16 protein-coding genes are annotated in these 17361 nt (G+C 66.1%); 4 read left to right on the top strand and 12 right to left on the bottom strand.

The window, feature by feature from the left end:
* Positions 1-22: 22 nt before the first annotated feature.
* From CFB39_RS16690 to CFB39_RS40830, 11 genes are all read right to left on the bottom strand, one after another.
* Complete coding sequence (locus CFB39_RS16690; protein ID WP_089473682.1) at positions 23-1324, bottom strand: FAD-binding oxidoreductase; 1302 nt, start codon at positions 1322-1324, stop codon at positions 23-25.
* A 25-nt stretch (positions 1325-1349) separates the two neighbouring features.
* Positions 1350-2654, bottom strand: coding sequence for an FAD-binding oxidoreductase (locus tag CFB39_RS16685; protein ID WP_089473681.1), 1305 nt, complete (start codon positions 2652-2654; stop codon positions 1350-1352).
* A 111-nt stretch (positions 2655-2765) separates the two neighbouring features.
* On the bottom strand, positions 2766-4361 hold the full coding sequence (locus CFB39_RS16680) for a DUF3138 family protein (protein WP_089473680.1): 1596 nt from the start codon (positions 4359-4361) through the stop codon (positions 2766-2768).
* A gap of 117 nt (positions 4362-4478) precedes the next feature.
* Entirely contained in the window at positions 4479-5318 is an 840-nt protein-coding gene (locus tag CFB39_RS16675; protein ID WP_089473679.1) for an ABC transporter permease subunit, read from the bottom strand.
* Positions 5315-6301, bottom strand: a complete 987-nt coding sequence (locus CFB39_RS16670) for an ABC transporter permease subunit (RefSeq protein WP_089473678.1) — start codon at positions 6299-6301, stop codon at positions 5315-5317. Before CFB39_RS16670 ends, CFB39_RS16675 begins: the two co-directional genes overlap by 4 nt.
* Before the next feature lie 10 nt (positions 6302-6311).
* Positions 6312-7466 (bottom strand): ABC transporter ATP-binding protein, encoded by a 1155-nt coding sequence (locus CFB39_RS16665; protein ID WP_039355329.1) that lies wholly within the window; start codon positions 7464-7466, stop codon positions 6312-6314.
* 188 nt (positions 7467-7654) lie between these two features.
* Positions 7655-8773, bottom strand: coding sequence for a polyamine ABC transporter substrate-binding protein (locus CFB39_RS16660; protein ID WP_089426497.1), 1119 nt, complete (start codon positions 8771-8773; stop codon positions 7655-7657).
* 62 nt (positions 8774-8835) lie between these two features.
* Positions 8836-10278, bottom strand: coding sequence for an aspartate aminotransferase family protein (locus CFB39_RS16655; protein ID WP_089457055.1), 1443 nt, complete (start codon positions 10276-10278; stop codon positions 8836-8838).
* Positions 10279-10315: 37 nt separating this feature from the next.
* Positions 10316-11653 carry a glutamine synthetase family protein gene (locus CFB39_RS16650; protein ID WP_089426495.1) on the bottom strand — a complete coding sequence of 446 codons (1338 nt, stop codon included), beginning with the start codon at positions 11651-11653 and terminating at the stop codon, positions 10316-10318.
* A gap of 29 nt (positions 11654-11682) precedes the next feature.
* A complete protein-coding gene (locus CFB39_RS16645; protein WP_089473677.1) occupies positions 11683-12471 on the bottom strand; it encodes a gamma-glutamyl-gamma-aminobutyrate hydrolase family protein in 789 nt (262 codons plus the stop codon).
* 283 nt (positions 12472-12754) lie between these two features.
* A complete protein-coding gene (locus CFB39_RS40830) occupies positions 12755-12940 on the bottom strand; it encodes a hypothetical protein (RefSeq protein ID WP_043184603.1) in 186 nt (61 codons plus the stop codon).
* 455 nt (positions 12941-13395) lie between these two features.
* On the opposite strand from CFB39_RS40830, the gene CFB39_RS16635 reads away from it, so the two are divergent.
* Complete coding sequence (locus CFB39_RS16635) at positions 13396-13947, top strand: cupin domain-containing protein (RefSeq protein WP_089426670.1); 552 nt, start codon at positions 13396-13398, stop codon at positions 13945-13947.
* A 96-nt stretch (positions 13948-14043) separates the two neighbouring features.
* Positions 14044-15534 carry an aldehyde dehydrogenase gene (locus CFB39_RS16630; RefSeq protein WP_089473676.1) on the top strand — a complete coding sequence of 497 codons (1491 nt, stop codon included), beginning with the start codon at positions 14044-14046 and terminating at the stop codon, positions 15532-15534.
* Between the two features lie 64 nt (positions 15535-15598).
* On the opposite strand, the gene CFB39_RS16625 is transcribed toward CFB39_RS16630, so the two are convergent.
* Positions 15599-15799, bottom strand: coding sequence for a heavy-metal-associated domain-containing protein (locus tag CFB39_RS16625; RefSeq protein WP_011353438.1), 201 nt, complete (start codon positions 15797-15799; stop codon positions 15599-15601).
* 349 nt (positions 15800-16148) lie between these two features.
* On the opposite strand from CFB39_RS16625, the gene CFB39_RS16620 reads away from it, so the two are divergent.
* Together CFB39_RS16620 and CFB39_RS16615 are read left to right on the top strand one after the other, a co-directional pair.
* Positions 16149-16481, top strand: a complete 333-nt coding sequence (locus CFB39_RS16620; protein WP_011353437.1) for a cupredoxin domain-containing protein — start codon at positions 16149-16151, stop codon at positions 16479-16481.
* A 12-nt stretch (positions 16482-16493) separates the two neighbouring features.
* The gene (locus CFB39_RS16615; protein WP_089426492.1) at positions 16494-17330 is read left to right on the top strand and encodes an FTR1 family protein; all 837 of its coding nucleotides are present in this window, start codon (positions 16494-16496) and stop codon (positions 17328-17330) included.
* Positions 17331-17361: the final 31 nt, after the last annotated feature.

The raw sequence follows: 17361 nt of genomic DNA, 5'->3' as shown, positions 1-17361 counted from the left end.
GTTTCTCGTTGATGTGATTCGGTCAATGCACGCCGAACGCGTCGAGCAGCCGGTACCAGCTCATCGCGAGCACCAGCGCCGGCGTGCGCAATGCCTCGCCGCCGGGGAAGTCGCGATGGCGGATCTTGTCGAACAGGTCGAAGCGGCTCGCCTGTCCGTTGATCGCCTCGGCGATCAGCTTGCCCGCGAGCGCGGTCGTGTTCACGCCGTGCCCCGAGAACCCCTGCGCGAAATACATCGTCGGCGCGATGCGGCCGAAGTGCGGCGCGCGGTTCATCGTGATGTCGACGAAGCCGCCCCACGCGTAATCGACCTTCACGTCCGCCAGCTGCGGGAACGTCTTCAGCATGTCCGCGCGCATCGCCGCCGCGAGATCGCGCGGCTCACGCGTCGAATAGCTGACCTTGCCGCCCCACACGAGCCGCGTGTCGGGCGCCGGCCGGAAATAGTCGAGCACGAAGCGGCTGTCGCAGATCGCCGCGCGCGCGGGCATCAGCGCGGCGGCGCGCGCGTCGCCGAGCGGCTCGGTCGCGATCACGTAGGTGCCGACCGGCATGATCTTCCTCGACAGCGCGGGTGCGAGCGTGCCGACGAAGGTATTGCACGCGAGCACGACGAAACGCGCGCGCACGTTGCCGCCGCTCGTCTCGACGACATGGCCGCCCGCGACGTCGCGCACGCGCGTCACGCAGCTGTCCTCGTGGATGCGCACGCCCGCGTCGGTCGCCGCGCGGGCGAGGCCGAGCGTGTAGTTGAGCGGATGCAGGTGGCCGCTGTCCGGGTCGTACAGGCCGCCGCAATAGCGCTCGGACTGCACGTAGTCGCCGAGTTCGTCGGCTTCGACGAAGTGGAAGCGGTCGTAGCCGAAGCGCTTCGCGGCTTCGTCGCGCCAGCGTTTCAGGCCGTCGGCGTCGCGCTCGGTGTTCGCGGCGGTCAGGTAGCCGGGCACCAGCGCGCAGTCGATGTCGTGCTGCGCGATGCGCGACTTCACGAGCGACAGCGTTTCGAGCCCCATGTCCCAGATGCGCTTCACGTCGCCTTCCGGCATGAACTGCCCGAACGTGTCGATGTCGCACGCGAACCCGCCGATCAGCTGGCCGCCGTTGCGGCCGCTCGCCGCCCATCCGACCCGCGACGCTTCGAGCACGGTCACCGAATGGCCGCGCTCGGCGAGGTTGAGCGCGGCGGACAGGCCCGTGAGGCCCGCGCCGATCACGCACACGTCGGCATCGATCGTGCCGGCGAGCGGCGCGTGGCGGGTCATATCGTTGGCGGTCGCCGCGTAGTAGGACGCGACGTGCGGCTGGTTGGCGAATGTCTGCATGGTCAGGATGACGGAGGAGTTTGGCTCAGAATAGCTCGCGCACGCGGTGGTACAGCATCCCGAGTTCGAGCGCGGGTTGCCGCCACGCGTCGCCGCCGGGGAAGCGCCGGTGACGCATGCGCGCGAACAGGTCGAACGCACGCGTGTCGCCCGCGATCGCGCCGGCGACCGCGCGTCCGGCGATGCCGGTGAGCGCGACGCCGTGGCCACTGAAGCCCTGGACGTAGAAGAAGTTCGGATCGAGTGCGCCAAAATCCGGCGCGCGGTTGCGTGTGACGTCGACGAAGCCGCCCCACGCATGGTCGACGCGCACGTCGCTGAGCTGCGGAAACACGCCGACCATGCGCTGCCGGATCGTTTCGGCGAGCGTGGCGGGCGACGCGCCGGCCGAATTCGCGCGACCGCCGAACAGCATCCGGTGGTCGGCCGACAGCCGGAAATAGTCGAGGAAGAAGTTGTTGTCGCATACGGCTTCGCGCTGCGCGATCAGCGCGTCGGCGCGCGCCTGGCCGAGCGGCTCGGTCGCGATGATATACGACGCGATCGGTGCGATGCGGGCGGCCGTCGCGGCCGGCAGCACGCCGCCGGGGCCCGCGTTGCAGCACGACACGACGAAGCGGCAGCGCACGTCGCCCGACGGCGCGCGCACGACGGGCCGCTCGCCGCGCACGACGTCGAGCGCGGGCGTATGCGCATACAGCGCGACGCCTTCGCGGCGCGCGGCATCGGCCAGGCCGAGGCAGTACTTGAGCGGATGCAGATGGCCCGACAGCGGATCGTAGACGCCCGCGAGATAGCGCGTCGATGCGATGCGCGCGCGGATCTCGCCGGTGTCGAGCCATGACAGCGACGGATGGCCCCAGCGCTGCGTTGCGGCGTCCATCCACGCGCGCAGGTCGTCGATGCGGCGCGGTTTCGTCGCGACCGTCAGGTAGCCGCGCGTGAAGTCGCAGTCGATTCCGTAGCGCGCGATCCGCTCGGCGATCAGCGCGACGCCATCGAGCGACAGCGACCACGCGGCGCGCGCGCCGTCGGCGCCGAGCTGCCGCTCGATCTCCTCGTCCTTCGCGAAGCCGGTGATCGCCTGGCCGCCGTTGCGGCCCGACGCGCCCCAGCCGGGCCGGTGCGCGTCGATCACCGCGACGGACAGCCCGCGTGCGCGGCAGTCGAGCGCCGTCGACAGGCCTGCAAAGCCGGCGCCGATCACGCAGACGTCGACGTCGATCGTCCCGTCGAGCGCCGGGTCGTCCACGGCGGGGCGCACGGCCGTCGCTTCGTAGTACGAGTCGCGCGCGAGCGCATCGGCGCGGCGGGTGAAAGACTGCGTCATGAATCCGGCTCCCTCATTGCAGCCGGCGGCGGTGCATCGCGCACCGTCGTCCGGCCGGTAAAAACGGCGCGGGACGCCGTGCGTGCGGCACGGCGTCCCGCGCGGGCTGCGTCAGAACGAATAGATGAACTGCGTCGCGAGCAGGTCGTTGGACTTGCCATACGATCCGTCGTTGCGCAGGAACACCTTGTTGTTCGCCCAGTCGTGGCGGTATTCGACCTTCACGGTGATCTGCTGGGTCGGATAGAACAGCAGGTCGAGCGCGACATCCTGGCGCACGGCCCCCTTGCACTCGAAGCCCAGGCCGCCGCCGGCCTTCGACTGCGCGAGGCAGTCCGCGTCGACGCCGAAGCCGTTGCTCGGGTCCATCCCGTTGCCGTTCAGCGCGATGCCGCCGCCGCCGCCGCCGTTCTTCGAGTTGGCGAGCAGGTCGTAGCGCAGCGTCACGCCCATGCGGCCGACCACCGGCGCGTTGAACTTGCGATGCGCGAGCAGAGACAGGCCGTACCACTGCGCGAGCCCGCCGTTGAATGCCGCATGCTGCTGACGGCCGTAGTCGACTTCCGCGTTGTACTGAATGTCGGCGAGCGTGTAGGTCGCGTCGAGTTCACCGAAGAAGAACGAACCGTACGCGCTCGGTGCTGCACCACCCGGGCCGTAGTTGACGCCGATTTGTTGGCCGGTAACCGGATCTGTCACAGCTGCCGACGACAGTGTCTGGCGACCGATATTGAACGAACCGCCGATGTCGAGCGCACTCGACCACGTGTAGTCCGCGCGTGCGGTGAAGGTCGGCACTTTGTTGCTGGTGGTGATCGGGTCGCCGAGCGCATTCACGCCTTTCTGCGTGACCGAACCATACGTGCGGTACTGCTCGTTGCCGAGGAAGAACTTCCACGCCCAGTTGCCCTTCGTGTAGTTCGCGCCGATCCCGACGTAGCTGCCCGGATCCGAGAAATCGTACAGCAGGTTGTGCGTGAGCGTGAGCATCTGGTTCGACTGCTGCACCTCGTAGCCGCCGAAGCTCGGGATCAAGCCGGCGACCAGCGTCGTTTCGGCGGTGATCGGCACGTTGATGACCGCGGTGTTCAGCAGGTTGTCGGTGATCGAGCCGCGCGAGTTCTGCAGCAGCGTGATGCCGTTGCCGCGGTTCGGCATCAGCGTGATTTCCGCCGACGGCGCCATCGGGCCGACGCCGAACGTCTTCTTGATGTCGAGGTAGAGATCGCCGAACGTGCTGTTGAAGTAGTTGTACGCGTTCTCGTGGTTCGCGAACAGGAACGACGACGTGCCGGCCGCGCGGTTGTAGATGTAGGTCGGATCGATGTAGCCCGTCACCGACAGGCCGGCGAGCGGGCCCGTGTTGGCCGCGTCCGTCAGCGAGTCGACCTTCAGCTGCTGGTTCGCGATCTGCTGCTTCATTTCGCCGACCTCGTCGTTGGTCAGCGTCGCCTGCGCCTTGCCGTAGTCCGGCGAGCCCGGGTCGATGGCCACGGCCGCCGGCGCGGCGCCAGCCCCTGCCTTCGTGCCGGCCTGCGCGGTCGCGGGGCCGCCCTTCGCCGACAGTTGCGCCTGCATCGCCTTCATCTGCTTCTGCAGCGCCGCGACCTGCGCCTGCAGCGCCTTGATCTCGGCGGATGTCGAGTCGGCCAGCGCGATGCCCGGTAACGCGCCGGCCACCAGCAGGCAGATCAGTTTCTTCTTCATTGCGGATTCTCCTTGTCGTGCGCCTGTCAAATCGGAATCGAATCGCGCGCCCCCCCTGGGGGCGGCGCGTGTTGCTTGTCTGCAGTGCTTGTTATCGTTGAAGCCGGAAGCGAGGCGTCACGCCACCGCGAACGCCGCCTTCATGTCGGCGATGCGGCGCCGCTCACGCGCGATCATCATCCGGTTCACGACGATCACGCCGATCGTCACCGCCGTGATGAACAGCGTCGCCAGCGCGTTCATCTCCGGGTTCAGCCCCAGCCGCACGCGCGAGAACACCACCAGCGGCAGCGTCGTCGAGCCCGGCCCGGACAGGAACGCCGACAGCACCAGGTCGTCGATCGACAGCGTGAACGACAGTAGCCACCCCGACAGCAGCGCCTGCGAGATCAACGGCAGCGTCACCACGAAGAACACCTTCAGCGGCGTCGCGCCGAGATCGAGCGCCGCCTCTTCCAGCGACTTGTTCATCTCCTTCACGCGCGACTGCACGATGATCGCCACGTACGACACGCACAGCATCACGTGGCCGATCCAGATCGTCACCATCCCGCGCCCCTTCGGCCAGCCGAACATCTGCTCCAGCGCAACGAACAGCAACAGCAGCGAGATGCCCTGGATCACTTCCGGGATCACCAGCGGCGCGTTGATCATCCCCGTGTACAGCGTGAAGCCCTTGAAGCGGCCGAAGCGCGCAAGCACGAAGCCCGCCCACGTGCCGATCACGACCGACGCGGTCGCCGTCAAGAGACCGATCTTCAGCGACAGCCACGCGGCGCTCAGCAGCTCGTCGTCGTCCAGCAGCGCCGAGTACCACTTCAGCGAGAAGCCCGACCACACCGTCACCAGCTTCGACTCGTTGAACGAGTACACGACCAGGCTGATGATCGGGATGTACAGGAACAGGAAACCGAAGGCGAGAACGCCCGTCGACAGCGGTTTGCTCGGCTTGATCATTTCGCGTCCTCCAGTTCCTTGACCTGGTAGTACTGGAACAGCGCCATCGGCACCAGCAACAGCAGCACCATCGCGACCGTCACCGCGGACGCCATCGGCCAGTCCATGTTGTTGAAGAATTCATCCCACATCACGCGGCCGATCATCAGCGTGTCGGCGCCGCCGAGCAGCTCCGGAATCACGTACTCGCCCACCGCCGGGATGAACACCAGCAGGCTGCCGGCGATGATCCCGTTCTTCGACAGCGGCAGCGTGATCCGCGTGAACGCGACCCACGGCTTGGCGCCGAGGTCGTACGCGGCTTCGAGCAGCGTGAGGTCCATCTTCACGAGGTGCGCGTACAGCGGCATCACCATGAACGGCAGGTACGAATAGACCATCCCGATGTAGACACCTGCATCGCTGTGATAGAGGCGCAGCGGCGTGTGGATGATGCCGAGCGCGATCAGCGTGTGGTTCAGGAGCCCGTCGTCCTTCAGGATGCCGATCCACGCGTACACGCGGATCAGGAACGACGTCCAGAACGGCAGCATCACGGCCATCATCAGCACGTTGCGGCGGTTCGGCTCCGAGCGCGCGATGTAGTACGCCATCGGGTAACCGATCAGCAGGCACAGCACCGTCGAGACAGCGGCCATCTTCAGCGAGCTGAGGTAGGTCGCGATGTACAGGTCGTCCTGCAGCAGGAACGCGTAGTGCGACAGCTGCAGCGCGAAGTGCACGACGCCGTCCTTGATCTCGACGAGCGACGTGTACGGCGGGATGCCCATCACCTGGTCGGCGAAGCTGATCTTCAGCACCAGCACGAACGGCAGCGCGAAGAACACGGCCAGCCACACGAACGGCACGCCGATCGCGACGCTGCGGCCCGACGGCAGGAAGCGCGCCAGCGCGGCAAGGCGGCCGCGGCGCTTGTACGCCTGGGGCGCGGCGGTCGTACCGGTCGACACCGGAGCGGAGGGCGTGGAAGCAGAGGTTCTCATCGTGGCGTCCTCACTGCGTCAGCACGACGCCGCTGGCCGGCGACCACGACACGAACACGTCGTCGTTCCACGCCGGTGCGTTGTCGTTCATCAGGTGCGAGCTCGACAGGTTCGACACGACCGTCTTGCCGCTCGGCAAGCGCACGTGGTACAGCGAGTAGCTGCCCATGTACGCGATGTCGGTCACGACGCCGCGCGCCCAGTTGTGTTTCGAGCCCGGTTTTTCGCGCGACACGTGAATGCGTTCCGGGCGCACCGAGATGCCGACCGGCATCCCGAGCGGGCCTGTGACGCCGTGGCTCACGTACATGCGCGCTTCGAGGTCGTCGCTCTCGACGAAGATGTGGTCGGGTTCGTCTTCGACCACGCGCCCTTCGAACAGGTTGGTCGAGCCGATGAACTCGGCCGAGAAGCGGCTGTTCGGAAACTCGTACACCTCGCCCGGCGCGCCGATCTGCACGATCTTGCCTTCGCTCATCACCGCGAGGCGGCTGGCCATCGTCATCGCCTCTTCCTGGTCGTGCGTGACCATCACGCAGGTCACGTCGACCTTCTCGATGATGTTCACGAGTTCGAGCTGGGTCTTCTGGCGGATCTTCTTGTCGAGCGCGGACATCGGCTCGTCGAGCAAGAGCAGCTTCGGGCGCTTGACCAGCGAGCGCGCGAGCGCGACGCGCTGCTGCTGCCCGCCGGAGAGCTGGTGCGGCTTGCGCTGCGCGTACTTGCTCATCTGCACGAGCGCGAGCGCATCGGCCACGCGTTCCTTGATCTCGTTCTTTGGCGTGCCTTCCTGCTTCAGGCCGAACGCGACGTTCGATTCGACCGTCATGTGCGGGAACAGCGCGTACGACTGGAACATCATGTTCACCGGGCGGCGGTACGGCGGCAGCGAAGCAAGGTCCTCGCCGTCGACGAAGATCTTGCCGGAGGTGGCCGTCTCGAGCCCGGCGAGCATGCGCAGCAACGTCGACTTGCCGCAGCCGGAGCTGCCGAGCAGCGCGAACAGCTCGTTCTTCGCGATCGTCAGGTTCACGTTGTCGACGGCGGTGCTGTCGCCGAATTTCTTCACGACGTTCTCGATGCGTACGAAGGCGTCGTTTTGCGTACGGGCCGCGGGGGCCGGTTGGGTCTGTCGTGCAGCAGCGGAAGAGGGTATCGATTGCATGGGATTCACCATTCGTTCTTCACGGATTGCAGGCGTGAGCGCCCCCACGCGAGGCGCAAAACGCGACTCACGGGCGACGGCTCGTGCCGGATGGAACAGTGCGCGCGGCGCGCGCGGGCGGACGGAGGTCCGCGGATCTCAGGCGGGCAGGCGTGAAGCGCCGCCTGCGCCGCCGGAATTCAGGTCGATCAGTGGCCGGTCTTCAATTGGGCCCACAGACGGTTCTCGAGGCGCAGGATGTCGGCCGGCATCGGCTTCATCAGCACCATCTTCTTCAGCACGTCTTCAGGCGGGTAGACGGTCGGGTCCTGTGCGACGGCCGGCGTGACGAACTGGTGCGCGGCTTTGTTCGCGGTCGGGTAGAACACCGTGTTGGTGATCGCCGCGTTGACCTTCGGATCGGACACGTAGTTGATCCACTTCAGTGCGGCTTCGGCGTGCGGTGCATCCTTCGGGATCACCATCACGTCGAACCACAGCAGGCCGCCTTCCTTCGGATTCGAGAACTTGATGTCGTACGAACGCTTCGCTTCGGCCGAGCGGCGATGCGCGATGCCGACGTCGCCCGACCAGCCGAGCACGACGCACACGTCGTTGTTCGCGAGGTCGTTGATATAGCCGGACGAGTTGAACTGGGTGATGTACGGGCGGACTTTCTTCAGGACTTCGAACGCAGCCTGGTAGTCGCCGGGATTCTTGCTGTTCGGATCCTTGCCCATGTATTGCAGCGTGGCGGCGAACACGTCGACGGCCTGGTCGAGGAACGACACGCCGCAGCTCTTCAGCTTTTCCATGTTGGCCGGGTCGAACACCAGCGCCCAGCTGTCGACCGGCGCCTTGTCGCCGAGGGCCTTCTTCACCGCCTGCGCGTTGTAGCCGATGCCGTCCGTGCCGTAGGCCCAGGGCACGCCGTACTGGTTGCCCGGGTCGGCATCCGAGATCATCTTCATCAAGAGCGGGTCGAGGTTCGCGAGGTTCGGCAGCTTCGACTTGTCGAGCTTCTGGTACACGCCGGCCTGGATCTGCTTGGCCATGTAGTTCGACGTCGGCACGACGATGTCGTAGCCCGAACTGCCGGCCAGCAGCTTCGCCTGAAGCGTGTCGTCGCTGTCGTAGTTGTCGTACTTGACGTGGATGCCCGTCTGCTTCTGGAAGTTCGGGATCGTGTCGGGTGCGATGTAGTCGGACCAGTTGTAGACGTTCAGCTCGTCGGCCGCGTGTGCCGTCGGGCTGGCGACCGACGTGAACGCGGCCGCGGCGGCAAGGGCGGCAACGGAACAGGCTTGGCGAAGAAAGCAGGCACGCATGGTGGAATTCCCCTGGTTATGGCGGCGTGCGGCGCCCGCCGCACGCCTGTAGGCAAAAACCGTTACGAAATACCCAGTTGCTGGGCGGTTGCATCGACTGCTTTTTTCGCCTTCGATACGAGTTCATCGATTTCCGGACGCGAGATCACGAGCGGCGGCGACAGCAGCATCCGGTCCCCGGTCGCGCGCATGATCAGGTTGCCGTTGAAGCAGAAGTCGCGGCAGATCGTGCCGACGTCGCCGCCGTTCGCGAAGCGGCGGCGTTCGGCCGGCGCTTCGGCGAGCTGCAGGCTCGCGACGAGGCCGTGGCCATGCACCTCGCCGACGATCGGGTGACGCGCGAAGGTTTCGCGCATCAGCGCCTGGAAGTACGGGCCCGTGTCGTTCTTCACGCGCTCGACGATCCCTTCGTCGCGCAGCAGCTTCAGGTTCGCGACCGCGACGGCCGCCGCCACCGGATGGCCCGAGTACGTGAGGCCGTGGTTGAATTCGCCGTTGTCGATGATCGGCCGCGCCACGCGTTCGTGAATGCCGACGGCACCCATCGGCACATAGCCCGACGTGAGGCCCTTGGCCATCGTGATGAGATCGGGCTCGAAACCGAAGTGTTGGTGTGCGAACCATTCGCCGGTGCGGCCGAAGCCGCCGATCACTTCGTCGGCCACCAGCAGGATGTCGTACTTGCGGCAGATCCGCTGGATTTCCGGCCAGTACGTCGACGGCGGGAAGATCACGCCGCCCGCGCCCTGGAACGGCTCGCCGATGAACGCGGCGACGTTCTCCGCGCCGAGTTCGAGGATCTTCGCTTCGAGCTGCTGCGCGCGCGCCAGGCCGAACGCTTCCGGCGTTTCGCCGGCCGCCGCTTCACCGAAGAAATACGGCTGGTCGATGTGCACGATGTGCTCGACCTTCGACGGCATCTGCTCGTGCATGTAGCCCATCCCGCCAAGCGTGCCGCCGGCGATCGTCGAGCCGTGATAGCCGTTCTTGCGCGAGATCACGTATTTCTTCTGCGGCTGGCCCTGCACGCGCCAGTACTGGTGCACGAGGCGCAGCACGGTGTCGTTGCCTTCCGAGCCGCTGTTGCAATAGAAGAAGTGGTTGAAGCCGGCCGGCGTGACTTCCGCGAGCATCGCGGAGAGTTCGATCACCGGCGGGTGCGTGGTCTTGAAGAACGTGTTGTAGAACGGCAGCTCCTGGATCTGGCGATACGCGGCGTCGGCGAGTTCCTTGCGGCCGTAGCCGACGTTCACGCACCAGAGGCCGGCCATCCCGTCGATCACCTTGTTGCCGTCCGAGTCCCACAGGTAGACGCCGTCGGCCTTCACGATCACGCGGCTGCCTGCACGGTTCAGCGCGCCCATGTCGGAGAACGGGTGGATGTGGTGCGCGGCGTCGAGCGCGCGGTATTCGGCGGTCGTGCGCGCCTGCGTCGCGCGCGGTGCGGCGGCCGTGGCGCTCGGTGCGGCCGGCTGGACCCAGGCAGATTCGTTGCGGTACGTCATGTTTCCTCCGTGATTCCGTATTCGGTCGAGTGCACGCTCAGACGTGCAGCAGCAGATGGCGGCGTTCCCACGAGCTGATCACGCGGAAGAACGCTTCGTATTCGGTTTCCTTCAGCGCGAAATACGCCTTCAGGAACTTGTGGCCGAGGATCTCGCCGAGCGGCTCGCAGGCGGCCATCAGCGTCAGCCCTTCCTCGAGGTTGCGCGGCAGCTGGTACGGCAGGTCGTAGCCGTCGCTGACGAGTGGCTCGGTCGGCTCCAGGCGCTGCGTCATGCCGAGATAGCCGGCCGCGAGCGTCGCGGCGAGCGCGAGATACGGGTTGCAGTCGACGCCCGGGATGCGGTTCTCGATGCGGCGTGCCGACGGGCCCGAGTGCGGAATGCGGAAGCCGACCGTGCGGTTGTCGTAGCCCCACTGCACGTTGATCGGCGCGGCCATGAAGCGCGACAGGCGGCGATACGAGTTGATGTACGGCGCGAAGATCGGCATCAGCGCCGGCGTGTACTTCTGCAGCCCCGCGAGGAAGTTGTAGAACATCGACGTCGCGCCGCCGGTTTCCGGTGACGTGAACAGGTTCTGGCCCGTTTCCTCGTCGACGATGCTCTGGTGCACGTGCATCGCCGAGCCCGGTTCGTCTTCCATCGGCTTGGCCATGAACGTCGCGTACATGTTGTGACGCAGCGCGGCCTCGCGCACCGTGCGCTTGAACAGGAACACCTGGTCGGCCAGCGACAGCGCGTCGCCGTGCATGAAGTTGATCTCCATCTGCGCGGCGCCGACTTCGTGGATCAGCGTGTCGATGTCGAGGTTCTGCGCTTCGCAGTACTCGTAGATGTCCTCGAACAGCGGGTCGAACTCGTTGACGGCCTCGATCGAATACGACTGGCGGCCCGTTTCGGGGCGGCCCGTACGGCCGACCGGCGGCCGCAGCGGCAGGTCGGGGTCCTTGTTCATGTCGACCAGGTAGAACTCGAGTTCCGGCGCGACGACGGGCTTCCAGCCCTTCGCCTTGTACAGGTCGAGCACGCGGCGCAGCACGTAGCGCGGCGAGATCTCGACCGGCGAGCCGTCGAAGTGCACGCAGTCGTGGATCACCTGCGCGGTCGGGTCGACGGCCCACGGAATCAGGCGGATCGTCGACGTGTCGGGCACGCACACCATGTCGGGGTCGGTCACGCCGGTCAGCGAGCCGTCTTCCGGATATTCGCCGGTGACGGTCTGCACCATCACGGCCTGCGGCAGGCGCATCGATTCGCCGGACGTGAACTTGTTGCGCGGCGTGATCTTGCCGCGCGCGATACCGGCCATGTCGGGAATGATCGCTTCGATCTCGGTGATCCGGTGCTGCTTCAGAAAGTCTTCGATGTCTTGCATGTCTGTTCTCGTTGGTTGGGTCGGCGCGCTCAGGCGAGCGCGGCGGCGGCCATGGCGCGCGTGCGGGCAGCGCGGCGGGCGCGGCAGGCATCGCCGAAGGCGCGGAAGATCGCGCTCGACAGCGGGTCCTGCGCATGGCGCCATTCCGGATGCCACTGCACGGCGAGGGCGAAAGCCGGTGCATCGACGACGCTCACGGCTTCGATCAGGCCGTCCGGCGCGACGGCCTCGACGGCGAGGCCGGAGCCGAGCTGCGCGATGCCCTGCTTGTGCAGCGAGTTCACGTGCACCTCGTCGCGGCCGCCGGCGAGCGCGTGCAGCGTGCCGCCGGGCGTCAGGCGCACGACGTGCGCGGGGCCGTACTGCGTCTCCATCGGCGCGTCGTCGTCCTCGCGGTGATCGGCGAGGCCCGGCACTTCGTGCACGCGCTGGTGCAGCGTGCCGCCGCAGACGACGTTCAGTTCCTGGAAGCCGCGGCAGACGGCCAGCACCGGCACGCCCGCGGCGATCGCCGCGCGCAGCAGCGGCAGCGTGGTCGCGTCGCGGGCCGGGTCGTGCTTCGTGCCCGGTGCGCTCGGTTCGCCGCCATACAGGTGCGGCTCGACGTTCGAGTAGCTGCCGGTAAACAGCAGGCCGTCGACCGTGTCGAGTACGTCGTCGACCGACTGGCGCGCGCCGAGCGCGGGCAGCACCATCGCGAACGCCTGCGCGCCGTCGACGATCGCGGCGACGTATTTGTCGCCGACCGTATGCGACGCATGCGCGCCGATTTGCGTGTGGTCGGCGGTGATGCCGACGAGAGGTTTCCTTCTATCCATGACGTCAATCAGTTATCCGGAGGGTTGTTGCGTCTTGCTTGCCGGATGTGGCGAAACGCCGGCGTGCAACAGCCCCGCAGCCTTGCGCGAGACGCAGGGCCGCTGGTGAATGGGCGCAACGGGATGGCGTGGCGATCCGCGCTGCGCGCGACGATCAGGCCGTCGTTCGTTTCATTGCGACACGCGACGCGGCAATGCATGCGCGAACGCGTTCCGTCACCGCACGGACGATGCGGATGGCGAATCAGCAGATGAAACGAACGACGTAAAGAAAGGAGAGGCGCTACGGCAGCAGCGACGCCACTTCGTCGGTATCGACGGCGACGAATGCGCGTGCGGAAACGGCGTTGTGACGCCGAACGGAACGACGGGACAGGATGGTGTAGATCGACAGGTGAAGCAGGCGAGGACTATGCCAGCCGCAACTGCCGTCGTCGGAAGCGGACGCCGCGCTGCGCAAACTTCGCACATCGCCTCGATCCCACCTCACCAGAGGGCCACGGACTCTCACGATTACACTCGACTGGGTTGTTGAAAGTATTGAACACCTGACCGTTTCGACGCGCGGGGCGTTTAAAATAATCAAGGCGCCGGTTACGCGTTATTTACATTGATGGGCATCAATTTTTGCGTTGCAATAACGTTTTTTGCTGCCGATGAATGCTTGATGACGCTAACCTGAGAGCCAGCATATACGAGCCAAAAACGGCGTCAAATGTTTTTTAACGGTGCTGTATCAGGGCTTTCCCGAGCAGTGCGAACAAAAGATTCGCAAAAGGAATAATCGACGGGGTGTTCATTATTTCGAACGCCTTTCAGGGTTTTCCCCGCTGATGTGCGGCATAAAGTGATTAGAATATTCAACGGCTGTCCACCGCGTCGTTTCACTTTGTCATCGCACTTATCGTGTCCGAAACCGAATCGATGTCCACCGAAGTCGCCGAGCGCCTGCGTTTCGTGCGCAACAAGCATGGCCTGTCGCAGCGCGAACTCGCGAAGCGGGCCGGCGTGACCAACGGCACGATCTCGCTGATCGAACAGGGCCGCGTGAGCCCGTCGGTCGGCTCGTTGAAGAAGCTGCTCGAATGCATCCCGATGAGTCTCGCGGAGTTCTTCACGTTCGAGCTCGTCGAATCGCGCTCGGTCGTGTCGCGTCGCGACGAAATGCCGAACCTCGGCAACGACACGCTCGCGTTTCATCTGGTCGGCGCGAGCATGAAGGATCGCAACATGTGCATCCTGCGCGAGATCTACCAGCCGCAGGCCGATACGGGGCCCGAGATGCTCGTGCACGCGGGGCACGAGGGCGGAGTCGTCGTGTCGGGCCGGCTCGAGCTGACCGTCGACGGCGCGACGTGGCTGCTGGACCCCGGAGACGGCTACTACTTCGAAAGCCGTTTGCCGCACCGTTTTCGCAATCCCAGCGCGGACCTGATCTGCGAGGTTGTCTCGGCCAATTCGCCGGCGACCTTCTGAACTCCCCCCGCGCGTCACTGCATTCGCTGCCGGCCGGCTGCGCGTCATGCGCAGCGGCGTGCCGCATCGCGAATGCCAAAAAACTGAGGCATCCTGATGAACAAGTTGACTTTGGCTGACTGGCAGGACAAGGCGGCGTCGCTCGAGATCGAAGGGGGCGCATTCATCGACGGCGCGTCGCGCGACGCGCACGGCGGCAAGACGTTCGACTGCGTGAGCCCGATCGACGGCCGCGTGCTCGCGAAGGTCGCCGATTGCGGCGAAGCCGACGTGAACGCGGCCGTCGCGGCCGCGCGCCGCGCGTTCGACGCGGGCGTGTGGGCCGGGCTGAACCCGCGTGCGCGCAAGGCCGTGCTGCTGCGCTGGGCCGCGCTGATGCGCGAGCATCTCGACGAGCTGTCACTGCTCGAGACCCTCGACGCCGGCAAGCCGATCGGCGACACGACGACGGTCGACGTGCCGGGCGCCGCGTACTGCGTCGAATGGTTTGCCGAAGCGATCGACAAGGTGGGCGGCGAGGTTGCGCCGGCCGATCATCATCTCGTCGGTCTCGTCACGCGTGAGCCGGTCGGCGTGGTGGCCGCCGTCGTGCCGTGGAACTTCCCGATCCTGATGGCCGCGTGGAAATTCGGTCCCGCGCTCGCGGCCGGCAACAGCGTCGTGCTGAAGCCGTCGGAGAAATCGCCGCTGACCGCGATCCGTGTCGCGCAACTCGCGGTTGAGGCCGGCATTCCCGCCGGCGTGTTCAACGTCGTGCCTGGCGCGGGCGAGCCGGGCAAGCTGCTCGCGCTGCATCGCGACGTCGACTGCATCGCGTTCACGGGCTCGACGGCGGTCGGCAAGCTGATCATGCAGTACGCCGCGCAGTCGAACCTGAAGCGCGCGTGGCTCGAACTCGGCGGCAAGTCGCCGAACATCGTGCTGCCCGATTGTCCCGATCTCGACCGCGCGGCGCAGGCGGCTGCCGGCGCGATCTTCTACAACATGGGCGAGATGTGCACGGCAGGCTCGCGCCTGCTCGTGCATCGCGACATCAAGGACGCGTTCATCGAGAAGCTCGTCGCGGCCGCACGCGCGTACGTGCCCGGCAATCCGCTCGATCCGTCGGTGTCGATGGGCGCGATCGTCGACGGCATCCAGCTCGAGCGCGTGCTCGGCTATATCGAGGCCGGTCGCAGCGAAGGCCGGCTCGTCACGGGTGGTGCGCGCGTGAAAGCGGAAACGGGCGGCTTCTACGTGGAGCCGACGGTGTTCGAGGTGAAGCCCGACGCGAAGATCGCGCGCGAGGAGATCTTCGGGCCCGTGCTGTCGGTGATCGTGTTCGACGATGTCGACGAAGCGGTGCGGATCGCGAACGACACCGAATACGGGCTGGCGGCGGCCGTGTGGACGTCGAACCTGACGACCGCGCACGACGTGTCGCGCCGGCTGCGTGCGGGCACCGTCTGGGTGAACTGCTACGACGAGGGCGGCGACATGAACTTCCCGTTCGGCGGCTACAAGCAGTCGGGCAACGGCCGCGACAAGTCGCTGCATGCGCTCGAGAAATACACCGAGCTGAAATCGACGCTGATCCGGCTGCGCTGACGCGCAATCGGGCGCGGGCGCAGCGCCGGTCGGCGGTGTGCCCGCGGTTCGCAGGGTGCGGACGTTATGCGGCGCGCAGCGCGGGGTGGAAGCCGGCGGCTTCGATGATCGACTGCACGCGCTCGGCGCCTTGCGCCGATTCGACCTTGACGATCTTCGCCGCGACGTCGATGTCGAGCTTCGCGGCGGGATCGGCGGCCGTTACCGCGCGCGTGATGGCGTTGGCGCAGCCGCCGCAGGTCATGTCCTGGACTTCGAATTCCATCGTGTTCTCCTGAGTTGACGATTGACAAGCATCGACAGCATGAAGCTTGCCACGGTGGGAAGGTCAAGCGTACCCGTGTTGCGGGAAATCCGTGTCGCGGCGTCGCTGCAGCGACAGACGGTTGTAAGCGTGAAGTCTGACGAATCGCGGTCGCGCCTTTGACGTCATTCGGAATTTATCCCGATTGACGGCGAAGCGTTCCGGGCGCGGCGGGGCGGATGCCTTGCCGGGCAACGCGCGACGGCGATCCATGAAGCGGGATCACCATGTCGCCAGTAAGGGTACGCGAGTTGAAAATGCGAATCGATCTTAGTATCGGTTCCCTTCGATATTTCAATTCGTTACGCTCATGAACCGTTTTGCTTTCGGCTTCGCGCTGGCCCTGCTGGGCGCATCGGCCACGTCCGCATTCGCGGCCGACGATGTCGTCAATCTGACCCTGAAGGACCACAAGTTTTCGCCCGATGGCGTGACGATCCCGGCCGGCAAGAAGGTGAAGTTCGTCGTGAAGAACCTCGACGCGACGCCTGCCGAATTCGAGAGCGACGACTTCAAGGCGGAGAAGGTCGTGCCAGCCGGCAAGTCGGTGGAGATCCTGGTCGGGCCGCTGAAGGCCGGCACGTACGAATTCCACGACGAGTATCACGAAGCGCAGTCGAAGACGCACCTCACCGTCAAGTAAGCCCATATCGCCATGTTGTCTACTGCCCTGATCGTCTTTCGTGAAGTGCTCGAGGCCGCGCTGGTGGTGTCGATCGTGATGGCCGCCACCAAGGGCGTGCCGCGGCGCGGCTGGTGGGTCGGCGGCGGGCTGGCGGGCGGCGTGATCGGCGCCGGCCTGATCGCCGCGTTCGCCGACGGGATCTCGCAGTGGGCGTCCGGCATGGGGCAGGAAGTCTTCAATGCGGGCGTGATGTTCGTCGCGACGCTGATGCTCGCGTGGCACAGCATCTGGATGAGCCGGCACGGCCGCGAGATGGCGATGCAGATGACCGCGGTCGGGCGCGCCGTCGCGGACGGCAGCAAGCCGCTGACGGGGCTGGCGATCGTGGTCGGCGTCGCGGTATTGCGCGAAGGCTCCGAGGCCGTGCTGTTCCTGTACGGCATCGCGGCGGGCGATCCGGGGCAGACGCCGCAGATGATCGTCGGCGGGCTGCTGGGTGTGCTGGGCGGCGCCGGGCTCGGCTACGGGATGTATGCGGGTCTGCTGCAGATTCCGCTGAAGCGCCTGTTCTCCGTCACCAACTGGCTGATCGTGCTGCTCGCGGCAGGGATGGCCAGCCAGTGCGTCGGCTTCCTGCTCTCGGCGGGCCTCGTGCCGTCGTGGGGCGATACGATCTGGGATACGTCGTGGCTGCTCAAGGATTCGAGCCTCGTCGGCAAGGCGCTGCATGCGCTGATCGGCTATACCGCGCGTCCGGCGGGGATCCAGATCGTCGCGTACCTCGCGACACTGGCCACGATCGTCGGGCTGGCACGGCTCGTCGGCCGGCCGCAGACGGCAATGCGGCCGCCACGGCCTGCAGCCTGAGTTGTTCGGGGTCGACGAGGAAAGGGGCGTC

This window comes from Burkholderia sp. AU6039, assembly GCF_002223365.1.
GTDB lineage: Bacteria > Pseudomonadota > Gammaproteobacteria > Burkholderiales > Burkholderiaceae > Burkholderia.
Note: the sequence above shows the minus strand (reverse complement) of the source record. Positions and strands in the feature narration are given on the sequence as shown.